Consider the following 24157-nt stretch of genomic DNA (forward strand, 5'->3'; position numbering starts at 1 on the left):
TCGTAGCACGAAATATAGCTGGAGAATCCGGTTAAGGTATGTCGCTTAGCGGACGCATTGCGGTAAGTCGTATTTGTCAGAACTTTTAAAATTGAAGCTAGCCATCAACCAGCAAACGAAATCCAAAGAACTCGCTGCGTTGGGATTTATCGAAGTGGTATCGGTAGGCGGAACGGGCGAAGGTCGCATCGGCATCCCAGGGGCCGCCGCGAGCAATTCGTTCTGTTGCGGATTCCCAAGACAACGGCGTACTAACTGAGCTTCCGACACTGAAATTCTCTCGCCAAGCATCCTGGCACCACTCCCAAACATTGCCGTGCATCTCGTAAAGCCCCCAGGCATTAGCGGGCAAACTCTTTACCGGCACGGGTTTACCGCGAAATTCGCACTTCGGCGCGTTTGCATAGGGGTAGTCGCCGTTAAAATTCGCTTGCTGCGAATCAATCGTTTCACCAAAATTGAACGGCGTATCGCTACCGCTACGACAGGCGTATTCCCATTCCGCTTCGCTAGGTAGCCGGCCTTGAAAACCAGGGATAGCCTCGTTTAACTGCGCAATAAACGCTTGGGCATTGTCCCAACTCACCCGATGCACGGGAAAGTCGCGATGTTCCTGATGGCGGCTGGGATTATCACCCGGATGAACTTGCAACCAAAGCGCTTGAGTCACAGCGGTGTCGGCCAGCCAAAAACCTGATTCGAAGTCCACCCGCTGCCGGTATTCGTAGTTGTAGCGTCCTGTTTCAGTCTCCGGGGAACCCATCAAAAATGTCCCCGGCTCAATCCAGCGAAACACTTGCCTGACATTGTTGAATATTAAAGTCTGCCATAAGCCATAACCATCCTCGCCCCATTCGCTGGCCCAAGCCAGGGGGAACATCGGAGGCGACAAGTGATTGCGGTAGGGTGAGCTCATAATTTACAGGCAGATAAACATCAGCGGCAAAATTCGCGTTTAGTCTTTGGCAAAAGATACTTCATCATTTTTGACATTCGGCCAGCTTACGCCAATATTTAGGCATCTTCGCCGTCAACCAGGCCGGCGGCGGCTCCGCGACGCCCGCTGTCTGGCCAGGGCGTGTCCCTGGCCGTCACCGGCTCTACGGCTCCGCCTGCCGTTGCTGGCCTGAGCTCAGATTGACCTAGGGCAAGCCGAAAACCGATGCTGAGGTAGCGGTAGTCCTGCGCGTGGCGGTTACGGATGGCTGAGCGCACGTCCCTACCGTAGCTGAGCCAAGAGCCGCCGCGCAACACGCGGTCGCCGCTTGCGTCGGTATCCGCAGGCGTTAACGGATCGACCACGGCCGCAGTGCCCAGATCAGCATGCCACGCATCCCGACACCATTCCCAGACGTTGCCGTGCATTTCGTATAGCCCCCACGGGTTGACCGGCAGCGACTTCACCGCAACGGTCTTTTCACGGTCCCAACTCCAGCCTCGTTCACCGCCAGCATAGGGACGGTCTCCTTCATAGTTGACCTGTTGCGGCGTGATCTTGGCGCCGAATGCAAACGGCGTGGCCGTGCCGGCTCGACAGGCGTATTCCCATTGCGCCTCGGTCGGCAATTGGGCTCGCAAGCCGGGCACCAGAGTATTCAGACGTTCGATAAACCGCTGGACATCGTCCCAACTGATCTGATCTACCGGGTTTTGCGGATCCTTTTTGAAATAACTAGGATTGTCGCCGCCGAGCACCGCCAGCCAGAAAGCCTGGGTGACGACGGTGTCGGCCAGCCAGAAGCCTTGAGTTAAGGTGACCGCATGCAGGGTTTCGTCGTCGTAGCGTCCCGGTTCGTCTTCCGGCGAACCCATCATAAAAGTGCCCGGCTCGATCCAGCGGAAACGCTGGGTGACCCGGTTGACGGTGAGGTCGGCGTAAAGACCGTATTCATCAAAACCAAGCGACTGGCCGTCATCATTTTTAATCAACCAGCCAAAACTTTGCTGCGTATGAAAGGTATGTACATCAGCCCTAACCCGAAGGCCACCTTCTACCAACGATCTCAACTCGTAACGCTTACCGGCAAAAAACAGGCTGACAATCAACCCTTCATCAGAACAAAAAATGCTATCCGCCCAATTCGGTTTTCGGAAAGGCATCAGCGTCAATCGGTTCATTCCAGTATCAATCGTCAGGATTTGACCTTGCAAACGAGGGATAATTTGTAGCGGCTCATTTTCGAGTGGCAATTTAACGAACGATTCCGCAATATTCCAGTGATCATTATCAAGTTCTCTAGTTATCAATCTAATGCTGTCGTGCACTGCAATAAATTGACTGAATTGCACGCCACCAAACTCGGCCGGACGTTGGTCAACACCCGTTAACCATATACTTTCGCCATATTGCCAGACCGCATATCGAGCAAGCTGTATGGGCTCTCGAATGATAGTCTGAACGACTTCTGCATCATATTCCGCAGGCAAAGGAGCACCAGCCCGCAGTTGCTCGCGATACGCTAAACCGTAAAGCGCACTGGTATAGCGGTGATTATTCAAACGAATCGCCTCACCGCTTAACCGGTTTAAATGCCGCCGGGCAAATTGCGTCATGCCGCTGTCGGACTGGGCACTCTGCAGGGTTTTGGCAAAGCGTTGCATAAAAGCCTCCGCCTGCTGGACATCGGCCAATTGTTCGAGCGGGAAAGCCACCAAGGGCAAGGCGTTGATGACTTCCTCCGCCCAAATCGCTGGAAACTGGCCGATATGCTGGCGTTTGAGCAAACTCAAGACTTGATATTGCAAGCCAGCGTCCAGCTGTTTAAATTCGGCTTGATACTCGGCCCGTTTTTCCGGGCGCATGCTGATGGCGGTATAACCCCATTGCATATCGGCATGCTGATACACCGCCGCTTCGATGCCGCTATCGGCTTGTTCAGCGGGTAAACAGCGCAGCAAGGCGCGCAGCAACTCAGGTTCGACGTGTACGGCAATGGATAACAATGCCAAGACCTTGCGGACATGTTCAGCGTGGGCCTTGATATCCGGATCGATCTTTTCCGGTTTGAGCTTGCCGTGTTTGTGCCACAACACTTGGCGGATGGTTTTTAGGCGCTCGGGCTGTTGCTGGGCCGCCGATACGGGCGCCAGCACGACCGGCGTGGTGTTTTTACGGCTTAGTTGCCGGAAAAAACTGTCCCACCGCGTGCGTATCGGGCTGTGTTGTTCAGCCAATTGCCCCAGGTCGCTGACGATGAACACCACACTTTGCGCGGTGAGCGCTTGCCACTGCTTAAGCTGTTGCTGTTGCTGTTGATCAAACCAATCCCAATATTCGCCTTGCGGGTCATCGTCAATCACGCGAATTTCCAGGCCGTTCAAGCCGTACTGACGGACGATACTTTCACACAAACGATGGGCGTCCAACCAGAACGGCAGCAAGCGTTTGTTCAGATCGAGGACGACATAAACCCGCCCGGCCGGCAGCACTCGTGGCTTGCGCGGTAGATGATACAAGGTTTGCAGGCGGGCGATACGTTTGACCAACTGCGGTATATCCAGTCGCTGCCCCGAGCTATTGCTTATGGATTGCCGCAAAAAATCGCGCATACGGGCTTCGGGTACGATGGCTTGATGCGGCAGCGGTTCTCCGCTGGCAAAGGGTTGCAAATCGGCGTCGGAAAGCGGCTCAACGCCTTGAAGCGCGGGCGGCAAGTTGTCGCCAAGCTGTTGCGGATCGGCATAATGCTCATAATGAGCAAGGGCGTAGAACAATGCTTGCGGGCGTTTCTGAGCGAATTTAGCCGGCGTAGGAACAGGGGCTGGGTCTATTTCGGGTGGCTCCCGAGGGGAAACTTTAAAATCAATTTCATGGCTTATCGTGACTGGCGCAGACCATTCGTAACCCAATATCGTCGCGCCCAGGCATTTTTCGTCCTGAGTTTGACAGCGCTGCAGCCAGCGCAGTAAGTCGCCGCGGCTGGTCTGAGTATGAATCGGCATTACAACGCTTTGCGCAACACAAAGTGCTGGATCTCAGCCAGCAAGCATTGCTGATAAGTATCCCGCTCTTGGCCTTGCACTGAGGAATCAGTCATTTCATCCAGCGCTGCCAATAAATCCAGGTATTCCGCCAAGCCGGCCTTGATGGTGCCGTGGCGCTCAGCCTCCTGCCGGTCGGCGATTAGTTGTTGTAGCGCCAGGCGTTTGATAGCGTGACTGCACTGGCTATCATTGAAATGCACCTTGGCGCGCTCCAAAAACCAGGTTTCAAGGTTTTTATCATCCACCGCCAAATGCAGCACCAGACAGCGCCGAATAAACGCCGCCGGCAATTCACGCTCGTCGTTGCTGGTGATGATCACTAGCGGCGGCGCAGCTTGTTTGTCTGCCGTCTGCAGTGTCTTACCGATGGTTTCTCCCAACAGCGGTACGTCAAAGCCGCCGTTACCCAGCACTTCTAATAGTGCGTTCGGCAACGAAGGTTCGGCTTTGTCGATTTCGTCGATGAGCAAAACAATGCCGTTGTCCAGTTCCCCGTCGTCGGAAATCTGCGGACGGTAGACTTTATGACGGCAGACATCGTTATATTGCTTGGCCGCACTATCCCAGCCAAAGGTCCACCACAGCACACCGGGATTGAGATAATGCTTGGGGTTGAGTTTGTCATCATCTTTGATACCGGCGTGAGCGTCGTTGAGGCGTGCGACCGGATCGTAACGCCAGAGCAAATCCTGACCTTCGGTGTTGATGTTGACGACTTCGGCGATGAATTTGCGCTTGAGTTTGGCCGCAGCCGCGCGCGCCAAGTAGCTCTTGCCGAGCCCCGGTTCACCTTTAACCAACAAAGGCCGGCGGGTCGCCAAGGCCATTTCCAGGGCATAAGCGCTGGCTTTATCCAGAAAATAACGGCCTTGCCGCCAGGAACCACAGTCCGCGTAATCGATAACGCTATCGGCTTGAAAATGTTTGAGGGTGGTTGCTGTCATGTGCTTGGTTGGCTGGTTTCGAGTATGTTGAAGAGCTCTGTGATTTTGGCACTCAACTTGGCTTCTTTTTCCGCTACGGCTTCGCCATAGTGAACAATAGGTAAATCCGGGAGGCAGTCTGCGGCAATTAAAGCCTGGCAATTGGCGGCATCAAGCAAAGGGTTGTTAGTCAAATTAGTATCCCGCCGATTTAATTCCAGGCGATGCAGTTGGTTTAAGGAGCGATTTTGCCGCTGTTTTATCGTGGAATTCAAAGCCTCAAGCTCAAAGGCGTCAATCGGCTCGGGCGGCGGCGCTTTGTGAATTGCCTTGTAAATGGTTTCGGTGGCGTCTTTTATAAACTCTGTCTGGCTCCAACCGGTTTCACGGGTAAACACGGCAGCATTGATCGTATGCCTGCCATGCACTTTACCGTCATTTCTCACGAACTCGGGATTGGTATCGTAAAGCGCCGCCAGCGACAATTCAGCCGCCATCGCGGTGCGCACCGGCAAGTTAATCAAAGCCTGCTTGATTGCTTGGCATTCCGGGGCCATCAGGCCAGCAAACAAACAGAATAGTTGCCTGAGATTCTGGCGTAGTAACTCGCCGGAATCTTGTTTGAACGCATCGGCACCGGCGCGGAGCAACACATCTAAAACCGCTAAATCATCCTCCTTAAAGGCTTCCAGCAATTTGTCTGTTAATTTTTGATTGGTAGTATTCGCCACATTCAAATTTAATTGACCGGCAATTTGCTTGAACAGAGCGTCCTGCGTGGTCATTTTTGACAAGACATCGCTAATTTGTCGTTTCTGCTCGGCAACGAATTTTTGATGTTTTTGAATCTGGCCTTGTATACCCGTTATTTCTTGGAATTCTTGGTCATTTCGAATTAACCAGGGTATGGAAATAGCAGTGAAACATTCATCACGCTTTTGGGGCGTCGCGGTGATAATCGCAAATAGTTGCGGCCCGTGAAATACCGGCGCCCCCGATAATCCGCACCAACCGGCTTTCTCCAAAGCATCACTTTTGCAGGAAATGGTGAGTTTAGGCGTGGCGACATTCGGTGGAAAGAACTCCCCCATCACCGGTATTTTTTCGCGCAATCCCGATCCAGCTTCCTTACCGATAGCCGGATAGCCATAACCGCTCCACTGTTCATGGCTTTTTGGATCGCGTGACGCCAATAGGTCTGAGGAAAGCGACATGTTTGGTGGGGTTTGGCACCTGAGAATGGCCATGTCGTGTTCATCGCTGCCCCAAACAATTTCGGTGACATTCGTATCGACATGCTTTGAATCCGGCCATTCAATCGCAATAGGCACCGCCTTATCACGCTCATCAAAAACAACGACGTGGCGTGCTGTCAATACCAACCCCTCAGCGATGGGATAACCAGTGCCAATAGCGCGCTTGCCATCCTTTTTCGTCGGCAGAATCTTTGCAATCAGCTTGGTATCCATAATTAATCCCCGCTAAATGCCTCGGTTATTCATCACCTGACAACAATAGTTTACTGGGCTCACCCGTCTGCGGGTCCGGATTCTTCACATCCACCGGTTGTAAACTTAATTTGATCTTATGCGTAGCTGCACTTTTATAAGCGGCTGACGCTTCAGCATCGATGCCGCCCAACACCCAGAAATTAAATTTACCGCCAGCTTTTCCACCGACTGATTTTTCGACCACCATTTGCAATTCCACTTCTACGCTATTGACGTTAAAGCGGATGGTTTCAGCCTCCCCATGCATCGAAGCCGTCACCAAACTTTGTCTCAGCTCTTGAATCACTTCCGCCAAATTCAGCTTGTCATTCTCGTTCATAGCCGCTCCCTTCGTCATTTATTTAAAGTGTTGGGCGTAACCGACTGTGTTTTACCAATTCGTTATCGGGCGCCTTTCTGAGCGCTCTGAATTGTCTTTGAACTCAATCTCCCCAACAGTTATCTTTCCCGTGCTCCAGCGATACGCAGCGCCGGAGCACGGAAACAATGACCGATAAAAAAACTAAGCCAATTTCGGCTTTATCGCGGTCATCAACATGTCCACGCCTTCACGATAAGGCGAATGCACATCGCTGAATCCGAGAGATTGCAGGGTGGATATGACGGCTGGCACATGCATGATGTGGTCCGGTGATTCGTCGCTCAGCAAATGTACCACCCAGTCTTCCAAAAGATCGTAACGCTGCAGTTCCCCAAAGGTCTTGAACCAATGGCGAATGTCGGCTTGCGTGGAAGCCAAATGCCGCGCGGGATCATCGATAGCGAAGCGGTCGCCGTTTGCGAACAATCCACCCGGTTTAAGCACGCGCCAGATTTCGGCAAAGACTTGATCCCGATAGTCATTCAGAAAATTATGAATAGCATAATTCGAGGCCACAACCTCAACGCTGGCGTCCGGTTGCTGCTGTAAAAAGGCTAGCGCATCGCTCTCGATGAATTCGACACGACCGTTGTCGACATACTCCGCCAAATTCGCGCGCGCCTGCGTAAGCATTGCCGCTGAGGCATCGAAAGCGCGCAGATGCAGGTCCTCGCGCTGAGTAAGCAAGGACCGCGTGCTCAGTCCTGTGCCGCAGCCGATCTCAAGCCCCTGTATGCTATTGCCGGGATGCCATGCGGCGACTGTCTCGCCGAGCTTTTGCGTCAGCACCACGACATTGGGACACATCATACCGAGAAAATCGTACTCTTCACCGATGCGGCCGGTAAACGGATTCTGTGCGGTTAAAGAAGGCATCACGGCATTTTCATTCAAATTCATAAATAGCGTCCCGGTTTGTTTAATAAATACGCGCTGGTGCTTGATTGCAGCGGGCAGGAAGGAGTGTGTGGATTTCGTATTTTTGCTCTGAAATTATAATCAGATAAACGCGCTACGGATACCGAGCCACCCACTTCCCCACACGCTGGCATCCTTCGCGTTATCTTCTAGCCGCTAACCTCGATAAATCGCAGTCAACACGCCAAGTTTTAGGATACACGCCTTGTTTCGCATAACGATGAAAACGCGAATGGGGCCAATCTTTAAGCGTTCTAATCCAGCCATGCGTGACCGGATTTCGATGAATGTGGCGGACATGCTGCCGCTAATTCGATACAGCGTTATTGTCATATAAACCCGGCAATATTTTGTTATGATCTGACCCATGTAGTCTGCTCTCTGCCTAGAATACTGGCTTGGCCCTTAAATTCCCGGCATTCTTCGTTGCCGCCTGCCGCGGCGCTAATCTACTTGAACCGCTGGACTGCCTGCTGCATGAGAGCGACGATATTGACGGGTTGAATTGGTCATCAAACTAAAGGTTTAGACCTCTTGGGAAAATGATTTTCAAGCGCTTTTAAATTGGAGAAATACGTTATGTCTAAATTACGATTTGTTGTTTCCACGTTGGCATTGGCTTGGCTACCCAATGCTCAGGCGGCCTACAGCGGTAGTCTGTCGTTTGTTCAACCTACGGGCACTGTCGTTGCAACCGATAACATTCCGATTTGGTTGAAACTAAGTTTGGACGCCACATCGGATCCCTTGGTTTTTTCCAGCACAGGTGGCGGTAACCCGCCGTTTGGCATCAATCCGGCCAACTACCCAAGCAGCTTTACTTACTATGATTCAAACACTAGCCAAAGCAGATACATAGACAATGGCGTACTTATCACCGTGGATAGTATTTCTTTGAGTACTTCTATAGGTTGTGCCGGTACATTTCTGGCCGATAGCTGCTCTTCCGGACCTTACGAATTCAATTTCGACTCCAGCCCGAACAGTATCCTAAGTAAGCAAAATATCGCCTTAAACCCTGGCGATAGCGTTGAGTATTTGCTTGGCGAATTTACCCCGAAAAATGGCGCAGCCGCAGCCGGCGAATACGAGTTTTATGCGTCGGGATTGAGTCTATATTTTTACGGTACGGTTAGGGCTCCGAAATTAGATGAAAACGGTGCACCGGTTCTGGATGGGAACGGAGATCCGATTTTGGAGGATTTTGTTAACGCCGACGGTAGCCTGGAAATCGCCAGCACCGCATGTGCAGCGCAACCCGATCCAACTTGCTCAGAGAAATTTGCGCGGACAGTCGTCGCAGCTCCCGTGCCTGTGCCCGCCGCGTTTTGGTTATTTGGTTCAACCCTGCTCGGTTTTGTCGGCTACCGCCGGCGCAATATCTTTACGCGGTCTGTCTGAGTCTTAGTTAAAGCACGTCTGTCTTCGTAAATACTCCAAGCCGCCAGCCCTTATATATGCTGGCGGTGTGGGGGTTTGCAGCCAAATAGTTCAGGTTGCGCGCCGGCGTTACCTGACACTTCCGCCTGTCGAAATGATCAAGCCCCATAACAGTGCATGCGTTTAAACCAGCCGAGGATTGGTATCTGGAGGCTATTCTCTGCTACCATTCAAATCGGTCGAGGCGGGATTGCTTGGCCGTAAATGGATTTCGGTTTTGCAGGGCAGCCTCTATGCATTATCGAGCAAACCACTATCGATGAGGCGCAATATCAGAGGGACAATAATGGACAAACTTACAGCACTTTCTTTAAGCATCGGCGTATTGGCAGGCGTAGCCACATTTTTGGCGGTGGGACCGGCCAGCGGCGTGTTCTTTATCTGGGCCGCCACCATTGCCTGGGCAGCGTATTTTTTCTTGGGTGCGACCAAAGAAGCCTTTAAAAATACTATCGTCTGCGGCATTTTCGGCGTATTCATGGCCTGGGTAACGGCGATTATCTTGACCGGGATTTCGCCGGACACTGCCTTAGGTTTTCCAACAATGGCCGCCATTACGGTGACTTTTGCGGTCGTGGTGATGTGCCTGGCCGCCAATTTTCCGCAATTGGCAACCATTCCTGCCAGCGTCTTAGGCTATTCATCCACGTTTGCCTACTTATTGCAAACCCCGGACAAGTTGACGCAAGAAGTCTTGTTCGGCGCATCGCTGAGCAATCCTTTGCTGGTGATTTCAATCTCAATTGTAGTGGGTACTTATTTTGGTCAGCTTTCCGCGCAATTAGCGGCTAAGTGGACTAAAGAGTAACCACATTTTTAGGCTGAACCGTCGGGCTTACCGGCAAACACCCACTCCGATTGTTCGGCAAAAATAGGCGGAATGTAAAAACTCCGCCTAACTATCAAAAAGATTTCGGTCGTTTAATCATCGTTCCGTTCAGAAATCTCCGGCTCCCAGCGAGGAACGCGAGTGCCGATTTCCCTCCCCTGAGTTTCGCTGCTCGCAGCCCCGGGATTAGCCGCAAATTGCCAATTCATTCTGTTTTAGGCGAAAATGGCACGTTACGCATAGCTCAGTCTCTTTCGGAATAAGCAATCAGATTGCTCATAAGCCGCGCGACCAGCTTATGCACAAAGGCCATTTTTTAAAGACGCACGGGGTGTCGCTATCGCTCTACCCTGTCTACGAAGTTAGCTTGGTCAGATACAGCTACAGGACGCATCGAGAACAACAAAAATCATGTCTACCCATTCAAGACACATCCAATTAATGGATACCACGCTGCGCGACGGCGAACAAACCCAGGGCGTGGCGTTTACGCCGATGGAAAAAGTCAGCATCGCCAAAGCTTTGTTGCAGTTTTTGCGCGTTGACCGCATAGAAGTCGCTTCGGCGCGGGTTTCGGAAGGCGAGAAGGAAGCAGTCAGCCTGATCAACCAATGGGCGCAACAAGAAGGTTTTGCCGAGCGTGTGGAAGTGCTGGGCTTTGTCGATCATACCCGCAGCGTGGACTGGATCAAGTCGACCGGCGGCAAGGTGATTAACCTGCTGGCCAAGGGCAGCGAGAAACATTGCCGCGAGCAACTCGGCAAAACCCTGGACCAGCATAGTGCCGATGTGCTGCAAACCATTACCTATGCCCACCAGCAAGGCCTGAAGATCAATGTTTATCTGGAAGATTGGTCCAACGGTTACAAAGACAGCCGGGATTATGTTTACGGCTTGATGGAACGCTTGCAACAAGCCCCGATCAGCCATTTCATGCTACCCGATACCTTGGGCGTGATGGCGCCTGACGAAGTTTTCGCCAGCTTCAGCGATATGTGCCAGCGCTACCCAGCCCTGCAATTTGATTTCCATCCGCACAACGATTACGGCTTGGCGACCGCCAACGTGATGGCAGCGGTGCGGGCCGGCGTCAGCGCGGTACATTGCACGGTCAACTGCTTGGGCGAACGGGCCGGCAACGCTTCCATCGCCGAAGTGGCGGTGGTACTGCGCGATAAAATGGCGATGGAATTGTCCGTGGACGAGAGCCATTTGGTGCGCATCAGCGAGATGGTGGAAAACTTCTCCGGCAAGCGCGTCGCCGCCAATGCGCCCATCGTCGGTGCCGACGTGTTCACCCAAACTGCCGGCATCCATGCCGATGGCGACCAGAAAGGCGGTTTGTATAAAACCAAGCTCGGCCCTGAACGCTTTTCCCGTATCCGCAGTTATGCATTGGGCAAAATGAGCGGCAAAGCCTCCTTGAAAAAAAATCTGGAGCAGTTGGAGCTGGATCTGTCGGAAGAAGACCAGAAGAAGGTGCTGGCGCGCATCGTCAGTATCGGCGATTCCAAACAAACCATTACCACCGACGACCTGCCGTTCATCATCGCCGACGTGCTGGAAAGCAAGAGCTATCAGCACATCAAATTACTGGCTTGCTCGATCAACAGTGGCCTGGATTTGCCGTCTACAGTCAGCATCCGCGTAGATGTCAAAGGCGAGAAACACCAGACCACCGGGGCCGGCAGCGGCGGTTTCGACGCCTTTATCGACGCCATCGGCAAGGTATTGCAACATTACGAATACACCTTGCCGACGCTGGCCGATTTCGAAATCCGCATCCCCAAAGGCGGCCACACCAGCGCTTTGACCGAATGCGTGATTACCTGGGATTGCGGCACCGAACTGCGCAAAACCCGCGGCGTACACGTCAACCAGGTGTTTGCCGGGATTTTAGCGACCATCAAGTTGATCAACATCCAGTTGCATGAAAAGGCCAATAGCCCGCAAGCATAGATGATCCAGCCGAAAATGGTCAGCAAACAGCAAGGCAATCCCCAATCCATGCAGCCCGTCACTACCGTTATACTGCTCGCCAACTAATCAGCTAAATGTTCGCAACAAATACTGGGAGACTGAGTTGCTTAAAGAAATCAAATTAGTCGGCTGGAAAAGCTTTTCCGACAGTACGCTGTATATCGATCCACTCACGATCATCATCGGCGCCAATGCCAGTGGCAAATCCAACACCTTAGATGCCCTGTTATTTTTGCAGCGAATCGCTTCAGGCGTTGGTATTTTTCAAGCTATCAATGGTGATGTGAATTTACCTCCAATTCGCGGTGGCATCGAGTGGATTTGTAATAAGCCGGCAAAAAATTTTTTACTGATCGTCACTGTGGAAGGCGATAGTGAAAACCAAGATTTTCGATATCAACTCGAAGTGCAAGTCAATGGCATCAAGGCTGAAGTCGTTCACGAAGAATTAGTGTCGTTGAAATATGGTGCGCGAAGTACCGCGCCGAAAGAGACCAGACTTTTTTATACCCAACCTCCCGAGCCTCATGCTCCAGGCATCCCTGCGTACTTTTCCAAAGGCAGCCAGGGGAGAGGTAAGCGTATAGATGTCAACCGTTCCCACGCTGTGCTACTACAAGCCGATGTCTTTTCTCTTCGCAAGGAAGTCCAGGAAGGTATTAAACAGGTACTCACACAATTGCAGCAAATATTTGTGTTCGATCCCGTCCCCAGTCATATGCGTGATTACACTCCGTTCTCCGAGAAGCTAAAAGCGGATGGCTGCAACATCGCCGGAGTATTGGCTGCGCTCGACACGCCCCGCAAGGAGGAAGTCGAAAAGACATTAACAGCCTATCTTCGGGAGTTACCAGAACGGGACATTCAGCGGGTTTGGACCGAGCCGGTTGGAAAATTCCAGACCGACGCCATGCTTTACTGTGAGGAAGGTTGGTCAGGTAATGTTTCCCATACCGTCGATGCTCGCGGTATGTCAGACGGTACCTTACGCTATTTGGCCATTGTGACGGCCATGCTAACCAGAACGCCTGGAAGTTTATTGGTGGTTGAAGAGGTGGATAATGGTTTGCACCCTTCACGCGCGCATGTGTTGATCGAGATGCTGCGCACCCTGGGCAAATCGCGCGGAATTGACGTTATCGTCACCACCCACAATCCCGCTTTGTTAGATGCTGCGGGGGCCCGTATGGTCCCTTTTATTACGGTGGCGCACCGAGATACGCAAACCGGTTCCAGCCTTTTAAGTCAACTTGAGGATATTCAACAATTACCGAAGTTGATGGCCAGCGGATCGTTGGGTCAACTTTCGACCGACGGACGAATCGAAGCGGCGCTCAAACAAGAGGCATTTTCATGAGGAAGGTATTGATTTTAGATACCAGCATTCTCTGTGTTTGGCTGAATGTTCCTGGAAAGACCGATTGCGGGCCGGACCAGGATAAATGGGATAGTCATCGCGTCGCTGAAAAAATACAAGCCGAAGAGGAGGATAAGACAATTTTCGTTCTGCCATTAGCAACGATCATCGAAACTGGAAATCACATTGCTCAAGCCCAACATAGTCGGCGGGATCGCGGGTTAGCTTTGGCGGATTTGATGATCAAAAGCGCTAATGAAGAAACACCCTGGGCGGCGTTTTCACAGCAATCTGAATTGTGGTCCCCTAAAAAATTGATTGGTTTAGCGCAAAACTGGCCCGATTTGGCCAATCAAAAGTTGTCATTGGGCGACGCCACTATAAAGGACGTCGCCGAATTTTATGCGAACATGGGCTATCGTGTGGAAATATTGACCGGCGATGCGGGCTTGAAAGCCTATCAACCCATAGAACCTATGGAACGTCCCCGGCGTGAGCGGCATAAGTAATAATTACAACTGATCAAATGCGTTAACTACGGCAAATAAGCCGGCTGCCGATCAGTTTTTGCCACCGCTTTGCTTTTTTACTATCGCCTTTGAGAAATTTTTCTACAACGTCCACGCTTTTTTCTCGGTCATTGGACAAAATAACGCCAAAGTTTTCACTCGGCGCTAAAACAATGCAGCTCCGCGAGAGAATGAACGAGAATAATGCTCGGATGTTTAGGTTTGGAGCCGCAGGGTTTTATAAAATTTCTTTATCAATTCAGCTCGGTCGTCGAGCAATGACGAAATTTTCTTGATCGTTCTCGTTCGGAGCTCGGCAGTTTCGGAAAATTTCTAACCAGTGCTGCTCTTAACACGAGCGTCGGAGAAAATTACTCGGTTTTCCGGCATCGATGGGTTATTCAAGTCCTATGAGACGTGTTTTCTTCCCTGTGAATTAACAAAAAACGACTACAAATTCCGTCCCAATCAAGCTTTTCCTGCGTTTGTCAGCAAAGCCGTTTTTCAGGAGAAGCGTGGCGGCCAATCTGCTAAAATTCGCTGTTTATTTTTCGATAGAAATTCCTGATTTAACGCTTTAATCACTCAGCACCCACCATCTCATGAAAAACTACAAAATCGCAGTTCTGGCCGGCGACGGCATCGGCCCTGAAATCACCGCGGAAGCCATCAAGGTTTTGAAAGTCATCGAAGAACGTAACGACGTTAGCTTCGAGCTGATGCCGGCTTTGTTCGGCGCCTGCGCTTACTTCGCAACCGGCGATGCTTTCCCGCAAGCCACCATCGACATTTGTGATCAAGCCGACGCTATCCTGAAAGGCACGATAGGCTTGAATCACGAAGAATCGAAGAAAATTCCGGTCGACAAACAACCCGAGCGTGGTGCTCTGTTGCCGCTACGCCGCCGCTATAACACCTACGCCAACTTTCGCCCGGTTTTCCTGCCGAGGTCGTTGGCGCATTTCTCGCCGCTGAAGCCGGAAGTGATCGGCGATGGCATCGATTTGATTATGGTGCGCGAGCTGGTCGGCGGCCTGTATTTCGGCCAAAAAGAAGCGGGAGTCAACGAGCAAGGCCTGCGTTACGTGCGCGAAACCCTGGAATACGACGAGGAACAAATTCGTCGCATCATGCACCAGGCCTTCAAACTGGCGCAAAAACGCCGCAAATTGCTGCACAACATCCATAAAAGCAACGTGCTGAAATCCAGCGTATTGTGGAACGAGGTGATGGAAGAAGTCGCCAAAGAATACCCGGACGTTCAAGTCGTCAATTATCTGGTCGATTCGGCCGCCACTGCACTGTGTCTGAAACCGACCCAATTTGACGTGATGGTGATGGAAAACATGTTCGGCGACATTCTCAGCGACCAGGGCGGCGGCATTTTGGGCTCGCTGGGCCTGATGCCGTCAGCGTGTATCGGTCCGGACAAAGCTTACTACGAACCTTCGCACGGTTCGGCGCCGGACATCGCCGGCAAAAACATCGCTAATCCATACTCGATGATCGGTTCGGTGGCGATGATGCTGGAAAACAGTTTTGGCATGGAAGCGGAAGCGAAAAACGTCTGGGCGGCCATGCAGGGCGTATTTGCCGACGGCTACTCTACCGCCGACTTATCCAAACCCGGTAGCGGCGTGACGATGATCAGCACCGTTGAATTTGGCGACAAAGTGGTGGCAAAGCTACGGGAAATGCCTAAAGTCTAATAAGGGCTTGCCATACGATAACGCGGCGTAGGCTGCGTTATCTTTGCTTCTACAAGCCTCGTATCCCAGTCGCTGATGTTTGCGGAAAAGCACTAAGCGCGTGTGATTAAAACAGCATCCGCCACGATCCCTACTTTTTCGCAAATGCTTTAGTCCCTTACCCACTCTTCAACCAAACGGCTGGGTATATGCGGAGATTCGCTGGATTGCGGGTGGTTTTTGCCGGCGATGACACAATAGATCACGCGCAGGGTGTCTGCCAGTAATAGCCAGGTGATCAGCATGAATAAGCTGGTTAAGCCGGCATTCAAATAGTCATTGAAGATCAAATGGGGCGCGTTTTTCACTTGCTCGGCGGGGAGAGCGCCGTTGGCGAGTCGGGCGGATAAATCCGCGGCATGCGATAAAAATCCCACCCGCAAATCGGCGGCAAACAATTTTTCCCAAGCGGCGGTGCTGGTGACGATAATCAACCAGGCCAAGGGGGTTGCCGTTACCCAAACGTATTTCAGTTTGTCCGACTTCACCAAGATTGTGGTGGCCACGCATAAGGCAATTGCCGCCAGCATTTGGTTGGCAATACCGAATAAAGGCCACAGGCTGTTGATACCGCCCAAGGGGTCGATGGTGCCCATGTACAGAAAATAGCCCCAAGCGCCCACTACCAATCCACTGGTCAACAAGATGCTAGGGTAGCTGTTGGTTTTCGCCAGACCCACATTACCCAGAATGTCTTGCAGCATGAAGCGGGCGACGCGAGTGCCTGCGTCCAGAGTGGTCAAAATGAATAAGGCCTCGAACATGATCGCAAAGTGGTACCAGGCCGCGAGCAGGTGCTCGCCGAACACCTGCGCGAACAAACTTGCCATACCTACCGCCAGCGACGGCGCGCCGCCGGTACGGGCGAACAGCGTGGATTCGCCCATGGTTTTGGCCAGGGTCTGCATCTGCTCGACGCTCACCGGAAAGCCCCAGCTGCTGATCTTGGCGACGGCATCCGCCGCTTCTTTACCGACAATGCCAGCCGGGCTGTTGATGGCAAAATACACGCCAGGCTCCAACACCGATGCGGCAATCATGGCCATGATGGCGACGAAGGATTCCATCATCATCGCCCCGTAGCCAATGAAGCGGGCGTCTTGCTCGTTAGCCAGCAATTTGGGCGTAGTCCCGGAGGAAATCAGCGCATGAAAGCCGGAAATGGCTCCGCAGGCGATGGTGATAAACACAAACGGAAACAGTTTGCCGCCGAAAATCGGCCCCGTGCCGTCGATGAATTGGGTGAGCGCCGGCATTTTCAATTCCGGGCGTAACACGACGATAGCAACTGCCAACGCGGCGATGGTACCCAGTTTCATAAAGGTGGACAAATAGTCGCGCGGCGCAAGTAAAAGCCAGACCGGCAATACCGCCGCCGCGAAGCCGTACAAAATGACCATAACCGCCAATTGCGGGGCGTCGTAATCAAACCAGCTGCGTATTGTCGGACTATCATCGATCCAGCCGCCGCCGAGGACCGCAAATATCAACAACGAGACCCCGATTAAAGTGGCCTCCAACACCCGGCCCGGTCTTAAATGGTGTAAGTAACAGCCCATCAGTACGGCTATCGGAATAGTAGCCGCTACTGTGGAAGTGGCCCAAGGGCTGTGTTTCATGGCATTCACGACCACCAACCCCAGTACCGCGATCAGGATCACCATAATCATCATCACGCCTATCATGGCTGCGGTGCCGCCAATAGCGCCCAACTCGTCTTTCGCCATTTGCCCTAGTGAACGGCCATCCCGGCGGATCGAGAAAAATAGCGTTACAAAATCCTGTACACAGCCGCCAAGCACTGCTCCCACCAGTATCCAAAGGGTGCCTGGCAGATAGCCGAATTGGGCGGCCAAGGTCGGCCCGATTAAGGGGCCGGGACCCGCGATTGCTGCAAAATGGTGCCCGAACACCACCCATTTATGGGTAGGCATAAAGTCGCGGCCGTCGTCGAAACGCTCTGCGGGGGTGGCGCGGCTTGGGTCCAACACCAAAACTTTGGTCGCGACAAATGCGCTATAGAAACGATAACCCAGCGCGTAAATACAAATCGCCGCGACGATCAGCCACATGCTATTAATGGATTCGCCGCGTTGCAAAGCAATGCCGCCGACGGCGAAGGCGCCGGTCAGGGCGACGCAAGCCCAGAAAAAAATGGACGGTACTTGTTTGTTGGGGCCAGACATGGCGAGTTCCTTTGGATTGTAATCGGTGTACTGCGTGATAGAGTTCGCAAAATGGTAGCATGTCAGCGTCAATTGCTGTTGGCGGATTAGCTCGGAAACCTACTGTTTTGAACAGTTTTACCGTCAATTCGCCACCGCCATTGGCTGGTTTTGTTCAATTGGATTGAATAGGCCTTAGCCGCTGACTTGCCGGCGTATAATTAAGACTTGCTATCCATTACAGATAAAGGAGGACGAGAAGATGAACAGAACGATTTTCAGCGGTTTATGTTTGGCTGTTTTGACTTTAATGCCGTTTGGCTGGGCTTTCGCGGAAGCCCAACCGACTGCTAAACCCGAACATGGCGAATACCGCGACTGGCGTTTGTTGGGTGTATCTTTGCGCCACGACAAAAACAGCATGCGCGCCATTGTCGGTAACCATGTGGCTATCGCCGCCGCACGTGCAGGTAAAGTCAAACCATGGCCGGACGGCAGCATCATCGCCAAAATTAAGTGGGGCGAAAGAAAGCATCCGAATTGGGAACAAGCGACTGTGCCAGGCGAATTCACCGCTGCGGAAGCGATGGTGAAAGACAGCAAGAAATACGCTGATACCGGCGGTTGGGGTTTCGGCATTTGGGAAGGGAAAACCTTAAAAATGCTGGATCAAGAAAAATCCGCGCCGTGTTTCGCTTGCCATTTGCCCATGAAAGACAGCGACTACGTTTATACCCTGCCTAATCTCCAATAAACGCGGTTTTTTGAGACAAGAGGCGGTTCATTCGCCTCTAGTTGGGCTACCCATCAAACTGCCGACATGGGCGGCAACACTGTTAGCCAACGCGCTTAAATTGTATCCGCCTTCCAATGCTGAAATGATTCGCCCCTGGCAGCAGGCATCGGCGATGCAAAGCAATTCATCGGTAATCCAGCGATAGTCGTCTTCCACTAGGCCAAGTGATGCTAAAGGGTCGTCTCTGTGGGCGTCGAAACCGGCGGAAACCAAAATCAGTTCGGGGTTGAATGTTTTCAGTGCCGGCAAAATGGACTGGCGGTATTTATCCCGAAAAACCTCGCCGCCGCTGCCGGTGGGTAGGGGAACATTGATAATGTTCCCGACACCGCATTCCGAGGGATGGCCGGTGCCGGGGTAATGCGGCCATTGATGGCTGGACGCATACAGCACTTGCGGCTGTTCGCAAAAAGCCGCTTGGGTGCCGTTGCCATGGTGCACGTCAAAATCCACGATGGCTATCCTGGTCAGGCCGTAGCGGCTGCGGGCATATTCGGCGGCGATGGCGATATTGTTGAACAGGCAAAACCCCATCGCATAATCCGGCATGGCATGGTGGCCGGGAGGGCGGGTAGCGCAAAAGGCCCTGGCGTTTTGGCCGGTGCAAATTCTATCGACGGCATCGCACACTGCGGCCACCGCGCGCAGAGCCGCTGGTTTGGAGCCGGGCGATACCACGGTATCCGCGTCAAAATTGGCGTAGCCTTGTTCAGGGATGGTTGATAGCACTTTCGCTATCATGGCTTTGCTGTGTATCAAGCCAATCTTATCTTGGATATCGGTGGGAATATCGGGTGCGATTCTTTGCAATTGTGCAAATTGGGGTGCCGACAACGCTTGTTCGATCACATGGAGCCGGTCGATGCTCTCTGGATGGGCTACGCCGGTGTCGTGGCCCAAAAAATCCGGGTGACTATAGTAAAGTGTGCGCATAAGCTTACTCCTGCGGATGTTGCTTAAAGTCGTATCTTTATCGGATTGGCTTCGGCAGTGTATATCCCTTGCGCAAATATATCTATAAATATTAATTGGTTAGCAAATTTTTATTGCGCTGAGTTTTTGTGCTGGAGTATAGCGGCACGGGGTCTTTCGTGGACAATCAACCGCTGCGGGTGATGGTGTCGGCCGTGGAAGAGCTTTGCAGGAATCGCTTGGCCTCAAGCGATTCCGCATGATTTCGACTTAAAAGATTGGCTATGAATGAGCTTTCAAAGTTCTCTAGTCTGACTAAAATGAATGTCGGGCCAACGCTCTTCGGTCAATTGCAAATTCACCCGACTGCTGGCCAGATAAACCAAATAGCCGCCGCCATCTTCGGCAAGATTTTCAAAGGCCTTGTTCTTAAACTCTTCCAGTTTGGCCGGATTTTTCGCGCTGACCCAACGCACCGTATTGATAGGCGAAACGTCGTAAGCACATTCCACGTTGTATTCGTTTTTTAGACGATGGGCGGTGACATCAAACTGCAAAATACCCACCGCACCAAGGATTAAATCGTTGTTTTTCAGTGGGCGGAACAGCTGGGTAGCGCCTTCTTCGGTCAATTGAATCAAACCTTTTTGCAGCGCTTTGGCACGGAGCGGATCTTTTAACACCACGCGGCGAAACAATTCCGGCGCGAAGTAAGGGATACCGCCGAATTTCAAGACTTCGCCTTGGGTAAAGGTGTCGCCGACTTGAATAGTGCCGTGGTTATGCAAGCCTATGATGTCGCCGGCATATGCTTCCTCGACGTTTTTACGGCTGTCCGCCTGAAAGGTAATGGCGTTGGCGACCTGGATGTTTTTGCCAATCCGCACATGATTGACCTTCATACCTTTATCGAATTTGCCGGAACAGATTCTTAAAAAAGCCACGCGGTCGCGGTGCGCCGGATCCATATTGGCTTGGATTTTAAACACAAAGCCGGTGAATTTTTCTTCATCGGGCATCACTTCGCGTTGCTCGGCTTGGCGTGATCTAGGACCGGGCGCGTATTCCGCAAAGGCGTCCAGCAATTCGATGATGCCGAAGTTATTGATCGCCGAACCGAAAAACACCGGCGTTTGTTGACCCGCCAAATATTTAGCATGATCGAATTCGTGGCTGGCGCCTTTGACCAGTTCGATCTCGTCGCGCAATTCTTCCGCCTGGTAACCCAGCAATTCGTCGAGCTTGGGATTGTTCAAGCCTTTGATGACTTCGGCCTTGGCGATACGACCGCCGTGGTGCGGACTGAACAGCAATATCTCATCTTTATACAGCTGATAAACCCCTTTAAAGCGTTTGCCCATACCGATTGGCCAGGTCATGGGCGTGCATTGAATTTTTAGCACGCTTTCAACTTCGTCAAGCAGTTCGATCGGCTCACGGCCTTCGCGGTCCAACTTGTTGATGAAGGTCAGGATCGGTGTATCCCGTAGCCGGCAGACTTCCATCAATTTGATGGTCCTATCCTCTACGCCTTTCGCCACGTCGATCACCATCAACGCCGAGTCTACGGCTGTTAATGTCCGGTAAGTATCTTCGGAAAAGTCCTCATGGCCCGGTGTATCGAGCAAATTGATGATGCAATCGTTGTGCTCAAACTGCATCACCGAGGTGGTTACGGAAATGCCCCGCTCCTTTTCCATTTCCATCCAGTCGGAAGTGGCATGGCGCGCGGCTTTGCGACCTTTGACCGAACCGGCTAACTGAATCGCACCGCCGAACAGCAGCAATTTTTCAGTGATGGTGGTTTTACCGGCGTCGGGGTGGGAGATAATGGCAAAAGTGCGGCGTCGCTTGTATTCAGGGAATTCCATTGATTGCTTTATTTAAATTTGCATAGTTGTGTACGCAGTGACGTACAGAAAATTAAAAGTACACTTCCGGCAATGCAATAGGTGTTGCCGAAAAATCTTGGAATTATATCGTAGATTCTTCCCAGGCGATGACGTCGTCCGAATCCCCGAATTGCCGCAAATTAAAATTAACCCAAGGGGTCATTAAAAACGGGTCATTGCCTTAGATTATCGGTTGATTTTTGCCATGCGCGGATTGGTTTATCGCAGGATTAATGGTTAAACAGCCGATGGCTAGCGATGCTCTGCGCGCAAGCCTTAACTTTAGGAAATTGACGGGGCACATTCGGCCAATTCGCTATTAATCGCCACCACCGCCTTTTTTAACCATCATGCCCTTACTCGGGTTATAGCCCATGATCGCCGCGCCCATAAACAGCAAAAACGCCGCGCCGGTAAAGAGTAAGGCCTGTTGATTAAACTGCTCGTACAAAGCAAAACGAATCAACTCCACCGCTTGCGAGAACGGGTTGTATTGCGCCAGGGTTGACAACAATTCGCTGGACTCCTTGATCTTCCACAACGGATACAAAGCGGTGGACATGAAGAAAAGCGGGAAAATTACAAAATTCATCACCCCGGCAAAGTTCTCCAATTGTTTGATGAACGAAGACAGCAGCAAGCCCAATGCGCCCAACATCATACCGGCCAGCACCAGGGCCGGCAAAATCCAGACATAGCCCATCAGCGGCGCTTGAATGTCGTACAACCAGGCGATGCCCAGGAAGGCATAGGATTGCAGCACACCCACCGCAGTCCCGGCTATCAGTTTGCTGCACAATAAAAACCAGCGCGGCAGCGGGCAGACCATCAACATGCGCATACTGCCCATCTCCCGGTCATAGACCATCGACAACGAGCTTTGCATACCGTTAAACAGCAGAATCATGCCCAATAAGCCGGGGGTGATGTAAACCTCGTAGAGGATATAAGTTTCATAGGGCGGCGCAATGGCGATACCCAACGCGGCGCGGAAGCCGGCGGCGAAGACGAACAGCCACACCAGCGGCCGCACCAAAGCGGAAACGAAGCGTTCGCGCTGATGTAAAAAACGCAGCAATTCGCGGCCAACGATGCCGACCGTCGCCCGCCAGTAATGTAACAGCCTCATGCTTGCGATCCTTGAGTCAGTTTTTGGAATACCTGGCCGGGATCGGCCCAACCGGTGCTCTGCAATATCTCCGAGAGTTTGCCGCTGGCTTTGACCTGGCCCTTGTGTAAAACAATCAAGCTATCGTCGGCGGCAATCTCGTCAATCAAATGCGTGGCCCACAGCACGGCTAGATTTTGCTGTTTCACCAAGTCATGTACATGACTAACAATAGCCTGCCGGCTGGGCATATCCAGTCCAACCGTCGGCTCGTCTAGCAGCAGCAAACTGGGTTTGTGCAGCAAGGCGCGGGCGATTTCCACTCGGCGCTTGTGGCCGCCATTCAATTGCCTGACCTTTTCGCCGCGGCGTTCGAACATAGCCAGACGCTCCAGCTCTTCTTGGATACGCTTATCGGCGGCTTTGCGGCCGATGCCGTGTAAAGCCGCGTGATAGCGCAGATTTTGTGTGACCGATAAATCAGGGTCCAAAGTAGTCTGCTGAAACACCACACCCAAGCGCGCCAAAGCTTGCAAACTTTGCTTTTTTAGATCAAAACCGCACAGCTCAATGCGCCCTTCCCTGGCATCGTAAAGCCGAGTGATCAAGGAAAACAGCGTGCTTTTGCCTGCACCGTTAGGGCCGAGCAAGATGGTGCATTCGCCTGACTGCACGTTAAAACTCACGGCATCCAGCGCTTTTTTCGCGCCGTAAGCAAAACTCAGGTTTTCGACGGCCAACGCATTCCCGGTCATGGTTTAACCGCCACGCCCCAAGGGTAACGACCCACCGCTACCGATTTGGTCACTTTATGGTTTTCCAGATCGATGATCGACACGTCATTACTAACGCCATTGGTGGTGTATAGACGTTTTTGATCCGGCGAAAACGCTAGATTCCAAACCCGTTGCCCCACCAGCAAAAACTTCTCCACTTTATAGGTTTGGGCGTTGATCACCGCGACGCGATTGGCTGGCCCCATCGCCACGTAACCGTAGCGGCGCTCCTTATCGACCGCGATGCCCACCGGCTGAATCTGATCGCTACTGACACCTTGTACGTCCAGTTTGATGTTCTGCACGATCTGTTTGGATGCCGCATCGATAATCGTCAGCGTGCCGGCCATTTCCGAAGTAGCCCACAATTGCTGGCTATCGTCGGTAAACGTCACCGCGCGTGGCCGCGGATCGACCAGCGTGTTATCCGCAATTTGCCGGCTATTGGTATCGATCCAGTGCAGCATATTGGTGGTTTCCGAAGCACTGATGGTCCATTTGTTGTCCGGGCTGACGGTAATGCCTTCCGGCTCCACGCCTACCTTGATTTTACCAACGGCTTTTTTTGCGGCGATGTCGATGACTGTTACTTCCGCGTCATCTTCGTTGGATACGTACATAAATTTGCCGTCCGGGCTTAACGCGAAAGTTTCCGGATCTTCGCCGGACGGTAGTTTGCCAATTTCCTTGAGCGTTTCCGAATCGATCATGCGGATGGTGTTATCGTCGCTGGTAGCAACGAACAGCGTCTTGCCATCCTTGCTAATCGCGATCCCGCGTGGCCGCTGACCGACAGGTACGGTTTTGACTAGTTTGCCTTCGACGGGATCGAGTACCGCAATAGCGTTATCTTTTTCCAGCGTGACGAATACGGTTTCGGCTTGCGCGACCGTCGTAAATAAGATGGCGGCCATTCCGGCCATTTTTATCGGGTGCATAAACTTTTCC

19 protein-coding genes are annotated in these 24157 nt (G+C 52.2%); 7 read left to right on the plus strand and 12 right to left on the minus strand.

The features are described from left to right. Positions 1 to 97 precede the first annotated feature (97 nt). The 6 genes from QLH52_RS09065 to QLH52_RS09090 form a co-directional block, all read right to left on the minus strand. Positions 98 to 916 carry a formylglycine-generating enzyme family protein gene (locus QLH52_RS09065; RefSeq protein WP_319961309.1) on the minus strand — a complete coding sequence of 273 codons (819 nt, stop codon included), beginning with the start codon at positions 914 to 916 and terminating at the stop codon, positions 98 to 100. 98 nt (positions 917 to 1014) lie between these two features. Beyond that, positions 1015 to 3942: a formylglycine-generating enzyme family protein gene (locus tag QLH52_RS09070; RefSeq protein ID WP_319961310.1), complete on the minus strand. Its 2928-nt coding sequence runs from the start codon at positions 3940 to 3942 to the stop codon at positions 1015 to 1017. Then, positions 3942 to 4928, minus strand: coding sequence for an AAA family ATPase (locus QLH52_RS09075; RefSeq protein WP_051670238.1), 987 nt, complete (start codon positions 4926 to 4928; stop codon positions 3942 to 3944). Before QLH52_RS09075 ends, QLH52_RS09070 begins: the two co-directional genes overlap by 1 nt. Further along, a complete protein-coding gene (locus QLH52_RS09080; RefSeq protein WP_319961311.1) occupies positions 4925 to 6376 on the minus strand; it encodes a trypsin-like serine peptidase in 1452 nt (483 codons plus the stop codon). The genes QLH52_RS09075 and QLH52_RS09080 overlap by 4 nt, the downstream gene beginning before the upstream one ends. Positions 6377 to 6401: 25 nt before the next feature. Continuing rightward, on the minus strand, positions 6402 to 6737 hold the full coding sequence (locus tag QLH52_RS09085; protein WP_033158047.1) for a trypco2 family protein: 336 nt from the start codon (positions 6735 to 6737) through the stop codon (positions 6402 to 6404). Positions 6738 to 6920: 183 nt separating this feature from the next. Beyond that, positions 6921 to 7679: a class I SAM-dependent methyltransferase gene (locus QLH52_RS09090; RefSeq protein WP_319961312.1), complete on the minus strand. Its 759-nt coding sequence runs from the start codon at positions 7677 to 7679 to the stop codon at positions 6921 to 6923. Positions 7680 to 8276: 597 nt separating this feature from the next. On the opposite strand from QLH52_RS09090, the gene QLH52_RS09095 reads away from it, so the two are divergent. The 6 genes from QLH52_RS09095 to leuB all read left to right on the plus strand — a co-directional run bounded on the left by QLH52_RS09095 (position 8277) and on the right by leuB (position 15521). Then, complete coding sequence (locus QLH52_RS09095; RefSeq protein WP_319961313.1) at positions 8277 to 9098, plus strand: hypothetical protein; 822 nt, start codon at positions 8277 to 8279, stop codon at positions 9096 to 9098. 325 nt (positions 9099 to 9423) lie between these two features. Beyond that, complete coding sequence (locus tag QLH52_RS09100; RefSeq protein ID WP_319961314.1) at positions 9424 to 9945, plus strand: DUF1097 domain-containing protein; 522 nt, start codon at positions 9424 to 9426, stop codon at positions 9943 to 9945. Between the two features lie 432 nt (positions 9946 to 10377). Further along, on the plus strand, positions 10378 to 11925 hold the full coding sequence (locus QLH52_RS09105) for an alpha-isopropylmalate synthase regulatory domain-containing protein (protein WP_319961315.1): 1548 nt from the start codon (positions 10378 to 10380) through the stop codon (positions 11923 to 11925). Between the two features lie 124 nt (positions 11926 to 12049). Further along, complete coding sequence (locus QLH52_RS09110) at positions 12050 to 13303, plus strand: AAA family ATPase (protein ID WP_319961316.1); 1254 nt, start codon at positions 12050 to 12052, stop codon at positions 13301 to 13303. After that, positions 13300 to 13812 (plus strand): hypothetical protein, encoded by a 513-nt coding sequence (locus tag QLH52_RS09115; RefSeq protein WP_319961317.1) that lies wholly within the window; start codon positions 13300 to 13302, stop codon positions 13810 to 13812. The genes QLH52_RS09110 and QLH52_RS09115 overlap by 4 nt, the downstream gene beginning before the upstream one ends. 602 nt (positions 13813 to 14414) lie before the next feature. Then, the gene (gene leuB / locus QLH52_RS09120) at positions 14415 to 15521 is read left to right on the plus strand and encodes a 3-isopropylmalate dehydrogenase (protein ID WP_171694965.1); all 1107 of its coding nucleotides are present in this window, start codon (positions 14415 to 14417) and stop codon (positions 15519 to 15521) included. Between the two features lie 149 nt (positions 15522 to 15670). Here the strand turns inward: leuB and QLH52_RS09125 are convergent, their stop codons facing one another. Further along, positions 15671 to 17746 (minus strand): carbon starvation CstA family protein, encoded by a 2076-nt coding sequence (locus QLH52_RS09125; protein WP_319961318.1) that lies wholly within the window; start codon positions 17744 to 17746, stop codon positions 15671 to 15673. Positions 17747 to 17987: 241 nt separating this feature from the next. On the opposite strand from QLH52_RS09125, the gene QLH52_RS09130 reads away from it, so the two are divergent. Continuing rightward, the gene (locus QLH52_RS09130; protein WP_319961319.1) at positions 17988 to 18479 is read left to right on the plus strand and encodes a cytochrome P460 family protein; all 492 of its coding nucleotides are present in this window, start codon (positions 17988 to 17990) and stop codon (positions 18477 to 18479) included. Positions 18480 to 18506: 27 nt separating this feature from the next. Here QLH52_RS09130 and QLH52_RS09135 read toward each other — a convergent pair whose 3' ends face one another. From QLH52_RS09135 to QLH52_RS09155, 5 genes are all read right to left on the minus strand, one after another. After that, on the minus strand, positions 18507 to 19454 hold the full coding sequence (locus tag QLH52_RS09135) for a histone deacetylase family protein (protein WP_319961320.1): 948 nt from the start codon (positions 19452 to 19454) through the stop codon (positions 18507 to 18509). A 275-nt stretch (positions 19455 to 19729) separates the two neighbouring features. Beyond that, a complete protein-coding gene (locus QLH52_RS09140) occupies positions 19730 to 21304 on the minus strand; it encodes a peptide chain release factor 3 (RefSeq protein WP_101055750.1) in 1575 nt (524 codons plus the stop codon). A 340-nt stretch (positions 21305 to 21644) separates the two neighbouring features. Then, positions 21645 to 22454 carry an ABC transporter permease gene (locus QLH52_RS09145; protein WP_319961321.1) on the minus strand — a complete coding sequence of 270 codons (810 nt, stop codon included), beginning with the start codon at positions 22452 to 22454 and terminating at the stop codon, positions 21645 to 21647. Continuing rightward, positions 22451 to 23188 carry an ABC transporter ATP-binding protein gene (locus QLH52_RS09150; RefSeq protein ID WP_319961322.1) on the minus strand — a complete coding sequence of 246 codons (738 nt, stop codon included), beginning with the start codon at positions 23186 to 23188 and terminating at the stop codon, positions 22451 to 22453. The genes QLH52_RS09145 and QLH52_RS09150 overlap by 4 nt, the downstream gene beginning before the upstream one ends. Next, on the minus strand, positions 23185 to 24147 hold the full coding sequence (locus QLH52_RS09155; RefSeq protein ID WP_319961323.1) for a PQQ-dependent catabolism-associated beta-propeller protein: 963 nt from the start codon (positions 24145 to 24147) through the stop codon (positions 23185 to 23187). The genes QLH52_RS09150 and QLH52_RS09155 overlap by 4 nt, the downstream gene beginning before the upstream one ends. Between the last annotated feature and the right edge of the window lie 10 nt (positions 24148 to 24157).

Source organism: Methylomonas defluvii (assembly GCF_033949435.1).
Lineage (GTDB): Bacteria > Pseudomonadota > Gammaproteobacteria > Methylococcales > Methylomonadaceae > Methylomonas > Methylomonas defluvii.